Origin of the sequence: Mycobacterium sp. (genome assembly GCF_965277065.1) — a bacterium.
In the GTDB taxonomy this organism is placed as follows: Bacteria; Actinomycetota; Actinomycetes; order Mycobacteriales; family Mycobacteriaceae; genus Mycobacterium.
Window position 1 is genome coordinate 743273 of sequence record NZ_CBDIBT010000019.1, and the last position, 13204, is coordinate 756476.

Here is a 13204-nt window from a genome sequence, read left to right on the forward strand (position 1 = left end):
CCTTGGGCACGGTAGACACGGAGGACACCTGCGGCAAGTCGCCTGTGGATCAACGCATACGGCGTGTCCACGCACTGGCTAGCGTCCGTGTAGGCGAATGGAGGTCGGCGTGCGACAAGCAGCGGGGGCGCCCGGAGACATCAGGCGATTATCGATTCACGCCGAATCCGCCCGCGTCGACGTGGTGGTGTCAGCCACGGTTGCCGTCGGGCTGTTGATCCCGGCGATCGTCGATGCGCTCGCGGGCGGCAGCGACGTCGACGCTGGCCGGACCGCTGTGAGGTACCAATTGTCCACCTTGGCCGGCACGCCGTTGCCAACGTCGAAGACGTTGCGAGAAATGAAGATTCGGGATGGAACGGCACTAACCCTGATCCATTCGTCGGCAGCATTCGTGGCGCCGACCTCTGACGACACGGCGGAGGCGGTATCAGCTGCGGTCGCCGCCACTGAGCTTCGCTGGAACCGGCGGGCAGCTCAGCTGGTCAGCGCTCTCGTCGCGAGCTGCTGGGCCGGCGTCGGCGCGGTTGTGCTGCTTCGAACCGCGCTCGATGGCGACGGGACACACCGCGCGATCTGTGTCGGCATCGCCGCAACGATCAGCTTCCTCTCCCTCCTGGCAGCGGTCGTCGCGTGTCGCGTGTTCAGCACGGGCGGCGCAGGTCTGACGCTGGGCTTGACGGCCACTGGATTCGCAGCGCTAGCCGGACTGCTTGCCGTTCCCGGCGGCCCGGGCGCACCGAACGCGCTCTTCGCAGCGGCTGCCACGGCCACCTCCGCTGCGATAGTCCGCATGATCGCCTGTCGCGCAATACTATTCGATATTCTGACATGCTTTGCAGCGACATGCCTGGCGGCTGCCATCGTAGGCGTGGTCACGGCAGAGCCGATGTCGATCATCGGCGCGGGGCTCGCGGCAATATCGTTGGCGATGATCGAAGCATCGCCCCAGGCATCGGCCATGCTTGCGCGCTTAACACCTGACGCGCCAGATCACCTGAACGAGAGAGCAATTCGGGCGCACGACTGGCTCGTCAGCTTCGTTGCGGCGTTCTCGGCCTCGGCCACGTTGGGAGCCGTGGGCGCCCTACTTCGATATTCCGCACCCAGCGTTGTGTTAGCCGCCGTCGTAGGCAGCGTCCTGATGTTGCGGGCCCGCACCCATCCCGACATCGCTTTAGCCGTGCCGACAGTTATCTGCGGAGCGGTTACACTCAGCGCTGCGCTCGTCGGGTGTGCAGCCCGATATCCACATCATGCGCTGTACATCGCGGTGCTGGCGGCCACCCTCGGGTGCCTCGCGCTGTATGTCGGCTTCGTCGGCGTTGCGGCGACGGGGTCTCCGTTCTGGCGGCGCGGGCTCGAACTGGTGGAATACCTCGCCTTCGCGACAGTGGTGCCCCTGACATTTTGGGTGGGCGGTCTGTTCGGCGCGGTTCGCAGCGTGAATTTGACGTGACGTCAGCGCGATTGGCCGTCGGGCGATGCGTGACGGCTGCAGCGGTAGCCGTGTTGCCACCTTGCCTCGCACCGCCGGCGCGGGCTGTGTCGCCGCCGGCGATTGACGACAGCCGGCTCCCGCAGTCTGCGCCGGCACGTCCACCTCAACCAACGGTGCAGCGCGAGATCTGCGCGATACCGTCCCTCGATCGAAAGGCCAATGCACCCAACGATGCCACCCAGCTGTCCGGGCTCGACTTACAACAGGTTTGGAAACTCACCCGCGGTGTGGGTCAACGCGTCGCCGTCATCGACACCGGCGTTGCACCACACCCGCGACTACCGCACGTGAGGCCCGGCGGTGACTATGTGTCCAACGGCGATGGCACGCAGGACTGCGACGGACACGGCACCGGCGTGGCTGGGATCATCGCCGCCACAGCGGATCCCCACCACGCCGACGACTTCCGCGGCGTCGCTCCGGAGGCAAGTCTGATCAGCATTCGACAGTCCAGCACCAGGTTCGGCGTCGCCGCCGATTCGGCAACACCGGGATACGGAGACGTTGACACGATGGCACGTGCCGTAAGAACCGCCGCTGACTTGGACGCCTCCGTGATCAACATATCTTCGGTCGCCTGCACCCCCGCCGACACAGTGCTCGACGACGGCGCACTCGGCGCGGCGTTGTCCTACGCGGTCGACACCAAGAACGTCGTCGTGGTGGCCGCAGCGGGGAATACCGGCGCCGGACAGTGCCCTGCGCAGCAGGCCGACGCGACCTGGGCATCTGCGACGGTCGTCGCGAGCCCGGCATGGTACGACGACTACGTGCTGACCGTGGGCTCGGTGAACGCGCGCGGCGAGCCATCGTCCTTCAGTCTCGCCGGACCGTGGGTCGACGTCGCCGCACCGGGTGAGGAGGTGATATCGCTCAGCTCGTCCGGTGATGGGTTGGCCAATGCGGTTGTGGCGAAGCAAGGTTCGAGTCCTCTGGCCGGTACGAGTTACGCCGCGCCCGTGGTCAGTGGGCTGGTGGCGCTGGTCCGATCCCGTTTCCCGACGTGGACGGCCCGTCAGGTGATGCAACGCATCAAGGCCACCGCGCATCATCCTGCCGACGGATCGGATCCGCGCGTCGGCGCCGGAGTGGTGGACTGCCTCGCCGCGGTCAGCACCGACAGCCCGACGGCCCCAGTTCCGCCGCGGACCCCGACGTCGACACCCGTCGCCGAACCCGCGCTTCCCCCGGCGCCGGATCACCGAGCGCAGCGTGTCGCTTTCACCGGCTCCGCGCTCTGTGGCGTCTTCCTGGCGGCCACCCTGTGCGTCTGCGCAATGCGGCTACGGCGACCGACTTCCGGAAGCCGGAACGTCCTGAGCGACTGAGGCATTGGCTCGACTCAACTCAGGCCCGGCAGGCAGCGCTGCCAACACGGACCAGGGTGCTGCTACCAACCCGGCCGGCAGGCCGAGGTCGTGGGCGGCATCGTCGTCGTGAACGGCGAAGCGGACGCCGGTGTCCGAGATCAGGTAGCGGGTGCCGGCCCGAACGTTGGCGCCCGACAAGCTGGTGGCGCGGACGTACGCTACGCGCCCCGGCGGCAGATAGACGGCGTCGACGGCAGGCCCCTCCGCGTCGGCCTGCACCAAGCGAACCGGCGCCTGTCCGGCCGAAATGGGTAGGCCGCCAACCGAGAACGAGACCGAGACTCTGCCCGATGCCGCATGTAACCAACTGACACAGACCGTCGTGCCGTCGGCAACCGTCAGCGTCTGCACCCGATCGGGGTAGTCGGCCACCGGCAGACGCGTCACCGACTTCGTGGTCTGGATGACGTCGGGTGCAATCGACAACACGGTGCGGGTGCCTTGCGAGTCGGCGAACCGCATGAGATCGGCGGCTACCTGCCCGACGCGCTGAACCCCTTCCCGCAACACGACGTAATACTCATCGCCGCCGCGCGTGCGGGCCACTCGCAGGACGCTGCCGACCGGAAATGCGGGAAGTGAGTCTGGCCCGCGTCTGCCGACGTCGGGAATCCGTGGCGTGACGATCGGCGGCGACTCGGGGATGAGGTTGAGCAGCACCGGTGATACCGGCTGCGGCGTCTGGCCGTCGAGCCTCAGCGCGCGCGCAACCGCAGCGTCATCCGGATTTACCACAGCTCGGTGACCATCGAATAAGACATAGGTCGATCCCCCGGAGGATGGCCGGACCAGCATGGTCTGCTCGCGCTGAAGAACACCGGATGGCGGTTCCCCACCGATGATCACCGTCGTACCGTCGCGGCTGTCGCAGACGGTCCACCGCGATTCGTCCTCGCCGAGCGGCGGTCCGAGAAGCTGCGGTGCACCAGGGATCCCGAGCAGCGGGCCCCTCTTGGTGCGACTGAATGCCGACGCGGCCATCGCCTGGGGGTCCGCGTTCGTCTTCGCGATCAACCTGGCAGACGCCAGATTCAACACCGGATGCAGCGTCTCGCCCAACCGGACGTAGAGCGCCCCAGACTGCCTTTCCATCACGATCGGTGCCGTCTCCGCGCCGGGTTGCGGACGCACCAGCGCAAGCACCAGGCATCCGGCCAGCACGACGATCGCGAGGACCAGGCCTGCCGTCAGCGACTGCGCGGGCGCGCGCATCGAGTCAGTGACAGCGCGAACATCTCTGCCCAGAAGCGCACACTCGATACGCCGCCGCAGGAATCGATGCCCGCTGATCTCCAGCCTGGTGGTCGGTTGCCATGCCATCCCGCTTCACGCTAAGCAGCGGCCGCGCAGGACGCGCTCCACGATCCACAGCCAACCCCTAAGACCGTTGATGTGACCGAAATGCCAAATATCCGTAGAATCACCTGGTGAGCATTAGCCGCAAGCGCCGTACCATGTCCCGTCGTGCCTGGTCACGCTGTTTCAGCCTGACCGCTGCCGCATTGCTGGGGGCGGGTGTACTGCTCGTCGCACCCGCTGCGGCCCCCTCCGCTAAGGCCGACAACTGCCCCGATGTTGCGCTGACCTTCGCCCGCGGCACCGACGAGCCGCAGGGCCTCGGACGCGTCGGCCAGGCCCTCGCGGACGGCATCAAGCAGACCACCGGCAAGAACGTCGACGCCTACCCGGTGAACTACCGCGCGACCCTGCTGCAGATCCACGGCAACGACGGCGCCAAAGACGCGATCAAGCACATCAAGGAGATGGCCGACAAATGCCCGGCCACCCCCCAGGTGCTCGGCGGCTACTCCCAGGGTGCATCGGTGGTCGACATCGTCACCGGCACTCAGATCGGGGGCGTCGGCTGGGGTGATTCACTGCCGCCGCAATACGCCACCCACGTCATCGCGGTGACCACTTTCGGTAACCCGGCCGATCGCAGCGGTGGCTCGATCGCCGCGCAGAGCGCGATGTTCGGCGCGAAGGCGATCGACTACTGCAACCCCGAGGACCCGATCTGCCACGCCGGCCAGGGCAACGAGTGGAAGGGCCACACCGACGGCTACGTGCCCGTCTACAGCAGCCAGGCCGCCAGCTTCGTGGCGACCCGGCTGCTGTCGGTGCTCCCCCAGACCGGACCCGACGGTTCGCCGCTGGGCCTGCCGCCCGGACCCGGCCCGCTAGCTGGACAGAGCCCGGTTTCCGGTCAGAGCCCGCTACCGGGTCAAAGCCCGCTGCCCGGACAGGGTCCGCTTCCCGGACCACCCCCCGCCGGCCCGGCCCCGTCTGTGGTCAGCCAGACCCAACCCATCGCGTTTCGCTGATTCTGTGACGACAATCCGGGCCGCGTCCGCCGCCGGCCTGTTGGTCATGGTGTTGACGCTCGCGCCGACCTTGGCCCCGGCGATACTTCCGACCGCATCCGCTGCCTGCCACGACGTCGAGGTGGTATTCGCCCGGGGGCGCCAGGAGTCACCCGGCCCGGGTGTTCTCGGCAACGCCTTTGTCAATGCATTGCGGTCCCGAGTCAGCAAAAATGTCGGCCTCTACGCGGTGAATTACCCGGCCGACACCGAGGTCGCCATCGGCGCCAACGACATGAGCGCACACGTCGGGTCGATCATCAACAGCTGCCCGAACACACGTGTGGTCCTGGGCGGCTACTCGCTCGGCGCCGCGGTCACCGACGTCGTTATGGCCGCTCCCGGCGCGATGTTCGGCTTCAACAACCCGCTGCCGCCGGGCGCTGACCAGCACATCGCCGCAATCGCACTCTTCGGCAACGGCACCAAGTGGGTAGGCCCGATCGCGAACTTCAATCCGATCTACGCCGATCGGACCATCGACCTGTGCCACGGCGCCGACCCGATCTGCAACCCGGCCGACCCGCACACCTGGCAGGACAACTGGAACCAGCACATGGCCGCCGGCTACATCAAGGACGGCATGGTCAATCAGGCCGCCGACTTCGTGGCCGGCAAACTCGCCTGACCCACATTTGCTGATAGAACGCACAGGTCGGTATCAGCGGGCGACTAGTTTTACCCGCTAATTTCTTTGTCATGCGATCTGGGCTGCTCCGGCTGGCATCAGTGGCGTTGTTCGCTGCCGCGTTGCTGGCCGCCCCGGCACTCGCGCCCCGACCCGTGTCGTCGATTCCGGCCGCATCGGCGGCCTGCCCCGACGTCGAAGTCGACTTCGCCCGCGGCCGCGAAGAAGCACCGGGCGTCGGCGCGGTCGGCCAGGCCTTCATCAACGCCCTGCAGCACAAGGTCCCGGGCAAGACGATCGGCGCCTACGGGGTCAACTACCCCGCGGACGTCAGCGTCACCAAGGGCTCCAACGACATGAGCGCCCACGCGCAGTCCATGGCGGCCAGTTGCCCGAACACCCGGCAGGTGCTCGGCGGCTACTCGCTGGGCGCCGCCGCGGCCGACGTCGTGATCGCGATGAACCAGCCGGGATTCGGCTTCACCAATCCGCTACCGCCGCCGGTCGATCAGCACATCGCCGCGGTCGCGCTGTTCGGTAACGCCACGCAGAAAGTGGTCGGCGCCGTCCCCGGCCCCAGCCCGGCGTTCGCGGGCAAGGTCATTGACCAGTGCGCGGCCGGCGACCCAATCTGCACCGGCGGCATCCAGGACCTGCACTGGCACTCGCATCTGCAGCCGTCCTACATCGACGGCGGGCTGGTGGATCAGGCCGCCAACTTCGTCGCCGGCAGGCTATAGCTGGTAGCTCAATCCCGGGTGCGAAGGTCACGGGTGATCAACGTGCGGGCCTGCAACTCGGCATCCGGCGGATAGTCCACTCGGACCAACGTCAAACCCCGTGCCGGTGCCGCGGCGTAATCACTGGAACGCCTTGTGTCGGTGAGCAACTCAGCACACCACTCGGCGGTGCGCCGATGTTCGCCGACCGTTAACAGCGCGCCGACCAGCGACCGCACCATCGACCAGCAGAACGCGTCGGCGGTGACGTGCGCGGTGATCAGATCGCCGTCGCCCTCCCAGTCGAATCGCTGCAGGTCGCGGATCGTCGTCGCCCCTTCGCGGTGGCGGCAGAACGCCGCGAAGTCGTTGAGCCCCAACAGCTTGCGCGATGCCGATGCCATCGCGTCGACATCGAGCGGCCGCGGCCAGCTGGTGATGTAGCGAGCCTGTTGCGGATCCACCCCGTAGTCGGCGGTGGACATTCGGTACACATAGTGTCGGCGCAGCGCCGAGAACCGCGAGTCGAAACCCGTTGGCGCACGGATGATCCGGCGCACCCGCACGTCGGCGGGCAGCAGCCTGCCCAGCCGACGGACGAGTGGTTGAAACTCCGGTAGGTTCGGCCGCGGCGTGCGCGGATAGATGTTGGGCAGTGCGTCGACGGGAACGTCGACGTGGGCGACCTGGCCAGTGGCATGGACGCCGGTGTCGGTGCGACCGGCGGCGCGCAGCCGCAGCGGGCTGCGGAACACCGTCGACAGCGACTCTTCGAGGACACCGGCGACGGTGCGCTGACCGGACTGACTGGCCCAACCCGCGAATGCCGTTCCGTCGTAAGCGATATCGAGCCGAAGACGAACGAACCCGCCATCGGTGTCGATGGCGGGCACGTCGTTCAACGTTGTATCGCTACTCTGCGCTGTCGGCCTCGAGGGCTTCGGACTCCTCGACGACCTCGGTCTCCGCGGTCTCCGCGACAGCTTCCGGCTCGGTGGCTTCCGGCTCAACAGCGTCCGGTGCCGCGGCGGCAGCCTTCGAGGCGCCGGCGCGACGTGCGCGGTTGGCTTCGGAGGTCACCGTCTTCTCCTGCACCAGCTCGATGACCGCCATCGGGGCGTTGTCGCCCTTGCGGTTCTCGACCTTGATGATGCGGGTGTAGCCACCGTTGCGGTCCGAGAAGAACGGCCCGATCTCAGCGAAAAGGTTGTGCACGACGTCCTTGTCGCGGATCTTCTTGAGCACCTCACGCCGATTGTGCAGCGTGCCCTTCTTGGCGTGGGTGATCAGCTTTTCGGCGTAGGGCCGAAGTGCCCGCGCCTTGGGCTCGGTCGTCTTGATCCGGCCGTGCTCGAACAGCGCCGTCGCCAAGTTGGCCAGGATCGCCTTCTGGTGTGCAGACGACCCGCCGAGGCGAGGACCCTTAGTGGGCTTGGGCATTGCGACTTCTCCTCAATGGGGCCGGCCCCCGTATCAGGTAGGACCGGGACGGACTTCTCTCAAATGTGTCCGATTCCTCAGCGGCCGCTGCACGGCCGCATCGTCACCGGACGGCCGTTAAAGCTGTTCGGTTTCGGCGTAGTCCTGGTCGTCGTAGGCGGCGGCCTCAGCGGACCATGTGCCGGTGGCGACGTCGTAGCCGGCGACCTCCGACGGGTCGAAGCTGGCCGGGCTGTCCTTGAGCGACAGACCCAACTGGTGCAGCTTGACCTTCACCTCGTCGATGGACTTCTGACCGAAGTTGCGGATGTCGAGCAGGTCGGACTCGGTGCGCGAGACCAACTCGCCGACGGTGTGCACGCCCTCGCGCTTGAGGCAGTTGTACGAGCGCACGGTCAGGTCCAGGTCATCGATCGGCAGTGCGAACGACGCGATGTGGTCGGCCTCGGCAGGCGACGGGCCGATCTCGATGCCCTCGGCCTCGACGTTGAGTTCGCGTGCCAGACCGAACAATTCGACCAGCGTCTTACCCGCGGACGCCAGGGCGTCACGGGGGCCGATCGAGCTCTTGGTCTCGACGTCGAGGATCAGCTTGTCGAAGTCGGTGCGCTGCTCGACACGGGTCGCGTCGACCTTGTAGGTCACCTTGAGCACCGGCGAGTAGATGGAATCGACTGGGATACGGCCGATTTCAGCACCCGAGGCCTTGTTCTGCACGGCCGGGACGTAACCACGGCCACGCTCGACGACGAGTTCGATCTCGAGCTTGCCCTTGTCGTTCAGTGTCGCGATGTGCATCTCGGGGTTGTGCACGGTGACGCCGGAGGGCGGCACGATGTCTCCCGCGGTGACCTCGCCCGGGCCCTGCTTGCGCAGGTACATGGTGACCGGCTCGTCCTCTTCGGAGGAGACCACCAGGCTCTTGAGGTTCAGGATGATGTCGGTGACGTCTTCCTTGACGCCCGGCACGGTGGTGAACTCGTGCAGCACACCGTCGATGCGGATGCTGGTGACGGCTGCGCCCGGAATCGAGGACAGCAGCGTGCGCCGCAGCGAGTTACCAAGCGTGTAGCCGAAACCCGGCTCCAGCGGCTCGATGACGAACTGCGAACGGCTGTCGCTGAGGACCTCTTCGGACAGAGTTGGTCGCTGTGAAATCAGCATGGTGTTCTTCTATCTCCTTCTCGGCACCCGCTATTTGATGCCGTTCAGTCCTACGCCGGCGGCGTAGGGGTCTAGCTACTTCGAGTAGTACTCGACGATCAGCTGCTCGGTGAGCGGCACTTCGATCTGAGCGCGCTCGGGAAGCTGGTGGACCAGGATGCGCTGCTGCTCGCCGACGACCTGGATCCAGCTGGGGATCGGACGGTCGCCGGAGGTCTCACGGGCGATCTGGAACGGCACGGTGTTCAGCGACTTGCCCTTGATATCGATGATGTCGTACTGCGACACCCGGTAGCTGGGGATGGTCACCTTGACGCCGTTGACCGTGAAGTGGCCGTGGCTGACCAGCTGACGGGCCATCCGACGGGTCCGGGCAATGCCCGAGCGGTACACGACGTTGTCCAGGCGGCTTTCCAGAATCTGCAGCAGCTCGTCACCAGTCTTGCCGGGACGGCCGGCCGCTTCTGCGTAGTAGCGGCGGAACTGCTTCTCCATCACGCCGTAGGTGAAGCGGGCCTTCTGCTTCTCCTGCAGCTGCTGGCGGTACTCGCTCTCCTTGATCCGCGCGCGGCCGTGCTGGCCGGGCGGGTAGGGGCGCTTCTCGAAGGACTGATCCCCGCCGACGAGGTCAACGCCGAGACGGCGTGACTTACGGGTCATGGGTCCGGTGTAACGAGCCATTGTGTGTCTACCTTCTCCTGTTCCCGACTAGACCCGGCGCCGCTTGGGCGGACGGCAGCCGTTGTGCGGCTGGGGGGTGACGTCAGAGATCGCGCCGACCTCGAGGCCAGCGGCCTGCAGCGACCGGATCGCGGTCTCGCGGCCCGAGCCCGGGCCCTTGACGAACACGTCGACCTTTTTCACGCCGTGCTCCTGGGCCTTGCGGGCCGCGTTCTCCGCGGCCAGCTGTGCGGCGAACGGTGTCGACTTACGCGACCCCTTGAAGCCGACGTGGCCGGACGACGCCCACGCCAGGACATTGCCCTGCAGGTCGGTGATCGTCACGATCGTGTTGTTGAACGTGCTCTTGATGTGCGCAGCGCCGTGCGGAACGTTCTTCTTTTCCCGCCGCCGGGTCTTCTGACCCTTCTTCGCGGACGCAGACTGCCCAGGCTTTTTGGTTGGTGGCATTGACTTACCTGGCCTTCTTCTTGCCGGCGATGGTGCGCTTAGGGCCCTTACGGGTACGCGCGTTGGTCTTGGTGCGCTGACCGCGCACGGGCAGGCCGCGGCGGTGCCGAAGGCCCTGGTAACAGCCGATCTCGATCTTGCGGCGGATGTCGGCCTGCACCTCACGGCGCAGGTCACCCTCGACCTTGAGGTTGGCTTCGATGTATTCGCGCAGATGGGTCACCTGATCGTCGGTGAGGTCCTTGGTGCGCAGATCTTTGTCGATCCCGGTGGCTGCCAGGATTTCGTTGGAGCGGGTCCGGCCAACGCCGAAAATGTACGTCAACGCGACCTCCATGCGCTTATCGCGCGGGAGGTCGACGCCCACTAGTCGAGCCATGGGTGGCATTCCTTCTCTATGCGGAGGTCTAAATCCCAGCCCGTTCCCTGGCCCTGAAAACAACTCAGAACTCCGGGGTCCGGCCTCCGTTCCGGACGTAGCTGAGCTAGCTCATCGTGAAAAGATGTCAGCCGCTCAGTGGTGCTGGGAGGTTCTTGTGCATTCAGTTGTGTGCCAGCAGGCCCGGACGAATTAGCCCTGGCGCTGCTTGTGGCGCGGATCAGAGCAGATCACCATGACTCGTCCATGCCGGCGGATCACCCTGCACTTGTCGCAGATCGGCTTGACGCTCGGGTTCACCTTCACGGCTGTTCAGATCCTGTTCTGTCTTCTCGTCGGTTGTCGTGTTCGGGCTCTACTTGTAGCGGTACACGATGCGGCCCCGGGAAAGGTCGTAGGGAGACAACTCCACCACCACCCGGTCCTCGGGCAGAATGCGGATGTAGTGCTGCCGCATCTTGCCGCTGATGTGGGCAAGCACCTTGTGGCCGTTCTCCAGCTCAATGCGGAACATCGCATTGGGCAGGGGCTCGACCACGCGGCCCTCGACCTCGATGGCGCCGTCCTTCTTGGCCATGACTTCTCTTCGAATCCTCGTCTTTTAGTTTCGTTGCATATGTGCCCGACGCAGCGCGGCACGCATTGGCCCTACAACGTGAGCCAGTGACAGGAAATTCCTAAGACAGGGCACGCGAGAAACCAGCGCGATGAAGCACCGTTGCTCCACGATACCCGCTCATTCGTGCTGGCCAAAATCGCTATTAGCGAATTCGGCGACCGCCACGGTCGGCCCCACGTGCCAACCCTGACAGGCGCATAATTGTCGCTGATGACTAGCCCCACACATGCCGACAACGCCTCCCGCAAACCGGTGATGCTGACCGTGGACGACGACCCCGCGGTGTCGCGTGCCGTTGCCCGGGATTTGCGGCGCCGTTACGGGGACGCCCACCGCATCGTGCGGGCCGAATCGGGTCCGGACGCGCTGGAAACCCTCAAGCAGTACAAACTGCGGGGCGAGACGGTCGCGATGCTGGTCGCGGACTATCGGATGCCGCAGATGACCGGCATCGAATTCCTCGAAGCGGCGATGGACCTCTACCCCGCCGCCAAGCGGGTGCTGCTGACCGCCTACGCCGACACCCACGCGGCCATCGACGCCATCAACGTCGTCGACCTGGACCACTACCTGCTCAAGCCGTGGGATCCGCCCGAGGAGAAGCTGTACCCCGTCATCGATGAGCTGCTGGAGGTGTGGAGGCGCGCCCCTGAGCGGCCCATCCCGCACACCAAGGTGATCGGTCACCGCTTCTCGGCGCGATCCTTGGAGGTCCGCGACTTCCTGGCCCGCAACGGACTGCACTACAACTGGTTCTCCTCCGACGAGCCGGTCGGCGAGCAATTGCTGCAGGCGGCGGGTGTGGACAGCAAGCGGCTCCCGGTCGTCGTCACCGAACACGGCGACCCGCTCGTCGAGCCCAGCGACTCCGAACTGGCCGACACGCTGGGCCTCACGACGACGCCGTCGCAAGACTTCTACGACCTGATCGTGGTCGGCGGCGGCCCCGCAGGGCTGGCCGCCGCCGTCTACGGCGCCTCCGAAGGTCTGCGCACGGTGCTGATCGAGACCACGGCGACGGGCGGTCAGGCCGGCCAGAGCTCAAAGATCGAGAACTATCTGGGCTTTCCCGACGGAGTCTCCGGCGACCAGCTGGCTACCAGAGCCCGCCGCCAGGCGGAGAAGTTCGGCGCCGAACTCATCACTGCCCGCACGGCCACCGCCTTGGAGATCAACGGACCAAAACGCACGATCCGCTTCGACGACGGCGGCTCGATCGACGCGCACGCGATCGTCGTCGCCACCGGCGTCGCCTACAACGAGCTGTCGGCGGAGGGCTGCGACAACCTCAAAGGCCGTGGCGTGCATTACGGAGCCGCGGTGTCGATCGCCGCGGAGTGCGAGGGCGAAGAGGTCTACGTGATCGGCGGGGCGAACTCGGCGGGCCAAGCCGCGATGTACCTGTCCCGCGAGGCGAAATCGGTGACGATCGTGGTGCGGGGGCCGTCGCTGGAGGCGTCGATGTCGCACTACCTGATCCAGCAGATCGAGCAGCGACCCAACATCACCGTCCGCACCTGCACCGAGGTGCATTGCGCCGTCGGCAGCGACTACCTCGAACGACTGACCCTGATCGACAACAAGACCGGCCAGACCGAAGACGTGACCTGCGCCCGGATGTTCATCTTCATCGGCGCCGCACCGCGCACCGAGTGGCTCAAGGATGTCCTCGCCCGCGACGACCACGGCTTCATCCTCACCGGCCCGGACCTGCGCAACGTGTGCGGCTGGACGCTGGATCGTCCACCACACCACCTGGAAACCAGCGTGCCGGGTGTGTTCGTGGCCGGCGACGTGCGCTCCGAATCCGCAAAACGCGTCGCGGCCGCGGTTGGCGAAGGGTCGATGGCCGTGATGCTGGTGCACCGTTACCTGGCTGAGGCGTAGCGT

15 protein-coding genes are annotated in these 13204 nt (G+C 66.2%); 6 read left to right on the forward strand and 9 right to left on the reverse strand.

Annotated features, from left to right (window positions below; translation table 11 throughout):
- Positions 1-109 precede the first annotated feature (109 nt).
- Both eccD and mycP read left to right on the forward strand, forming a co-directional pair.
- Positions 110-1459, forward strand: a complete 1350-nt coding sequence (gene eccD, locus ACQY5A_RS20750) for a type VII secretion integral membrane protein EccD (RefSeq protein ID WP_428342190.1) — start codon at positions 110-112, stop codon at positions 1457-1459.
- Between the two features lie 11 nt (positions 1460-1470).
- Positions 1471-2829 carry a type VII secretion-associated serine protease mycosin gene (gene mycP, locus ACQY5A_RS20755; RefSeq protein ID WP_428343265.1) on the forward strand — a complete coding sequence of 453 codons (1359 nt, stop codon included), beginning with the start codon at positions 1471-1473 and terminating at the stop codon, positions 2827-2829.
- Here the strand turns inward: mycP and eccB are convergent.
- Complete coding sequence (gene eccB, locus ACQY5A_RS20760; protein ID WP_428342191.1) at positions 2785-4191, reverse strand: type VII secretion protein EccB; 1407 nt, start codon at positions 4189-4191, stop codon at positions 2785-2787. The genes mycP and eccB overlap by 45 nt on opposite strands.
- 134 nt (positions 4192-4325) lie before the next feature.
- On the opposite strand from eccB, the gene ACQY5A_RS20765 reads away from it, so the two are divergent.
- The 3 genes from ACQY5A_RS20765 to ACQY5A_RS20775 all read left to right on the forward strand — a co-directional run bounded on the left by ACQY5A_RS20765 (position 4326) and on the right by ACQY5A_RS20775 (position 6602).
- Positions 4326-5195 carry a cutinase family protein gene (locus tag ACQY5A_RS20765; protein WP_428343266.1) on the forward strand — a complete coding sequence of 290 codons (870 nt, stop codon included), beginning with the start codon at positions 4326-4328 and terminating at the stop codon, positions 5193-5195.
- 46 nt (positions 5196-5241) lie between these two features.
- A complete protein-coding gene (locus ACQY5A_RS20770; RefSeq protein ID WP_428343267.1) occupies positions 5242-5862 on the forward strand; it encodes a cutinase family protein in 621 nt (206 codons plus the stop codon).
- 71 nt (positions 5863-5933) lie between these two features.
- Positions 5934-6602 (forward strand): cutinase family protein, encoded by a 669-nt coding sequence (locus ACQY5A_RS20775; RefSeq protein ID WP_428342192.1) that lies wholly within the window; start codon positions 5934-5936, stop codon positions 6600-6602.
- 8 nt (positions 6603-6610) lie between these two features.
- Here the strand turns inward: ACQY5A_RS20775 and truA are convergent, their stop codons facing one another.
- The 8 genes from truA to infA form a co-directional block, all read right to left on the reverse strand.
- Positions 6611-7483 carry a tRNA pseudouridine(38-40) synthase TruA gene (truA, locus tag ACQY5A_RS20780; protein WP_428342193.1) on the reverse strand — a complete coding sequence of 291 codons (873 nt, stop codon included), beginning with the start codon at positions 7481-7483 and terminating at the stop codon, positions 6611-6613.
- A 10-nt stretch (positions 7484-7493) separates the two neighbouring features.
- Complete coding sequence (gene rplQ / locus ACQY5A_RS20785; RefSeq protein WP_428342194.1) at positions 7494-8021, reverse strand: 50S ribosomal protein L17; 528 nt, start codon at positions 8019-8021, stop codon at positions 7494-7496.
- Between the two features lie 117 nt (positions 8022-8138).
- A complete protein-coding gene (locus ACQY5A_RS20790) occupies positions 8139-9185 on the reverse strand; it encodes a DNA-directed RNA polymerase subunit alpha (RefSeq protein WP_428342195.1) in 1047 nt (348 codons plus the stop codon).
- Positions 9186-9260: 75 nt separating this feature from the next.
- A complete protein-coding gene (gene rpsD, locus ACQY5A_RS20795) occupies positions 9261-9866 on the reverse strand; it encodes a 30S ribosomal protein S4 (RefSeq protein WP_428342196.1) in 606 nt (201 codons plus the stop codon).
- A 27-nt stretch (positions 9867-9893) separates the two neighbouring features.
- Complete coding sequence (gene rpsK, locus ACQY5A_RS20800) at positions 9894-10316, reverse strand: 30S ribosomal protein S11 (RefSeq protein WP_428342197.1); 423 nt, start codon at positions 10314-10316, stop codon at positions 9894-9896.
- Positions 10317-10320: 4 nt separating this feature from the next.
- Entirely contained in the window at positions 10321-10695 is a 375-nt protein-coding gene (rpsM, locus tag ACQY5A_RS20805) for a 30S ribosomal protein S13 (protein WP_428342198.1), read from the reverse strand.
- A 192-nt stretch (positions 10696-10887) separates the two neighbouring features.
- The gene (gene rpmJ / locus ACQY5A_RS20810; RefSeq protein ID WP_003879483.1) at positions 10888-11001 is read right to left on the reverse strand and encodes a 50S ribosomal protein L36; all 114 of its coding nucleotides are present in this window, start codon (positions 10999-11001) and stop codon (positions 10888-10890) included.
- A 49-nt stretch (positions 11002-11050) separates the two neighbouring features.
- Entirely contained in the window at positions 11051-11272 is a 222-nt protein-coding gene (infA, locus tag ACQY5A_RS20815) for a translation initiation factor IF-1 (protein WP_003418601.1), read from the reverse strand.
- Between the two features lie 252 nt (positions 11273-11524).
- Between infA and ACQY5A_RS20820 the strand changes: the two genes are divergently transcribed.
- On the forward strand, positions 11525-13201 hold the full coding sequence (locus tag ACQY5A_RS20820; RefSeq protein ID WP_428342199.1) for an FAD-dependent oxidoreductase: 1677 nt from the start codon (positions 11525-11527) through the stop codon (positions 13199-13201).
- Positions 13202-13204 lie beyond the last annotated feature (3 nt).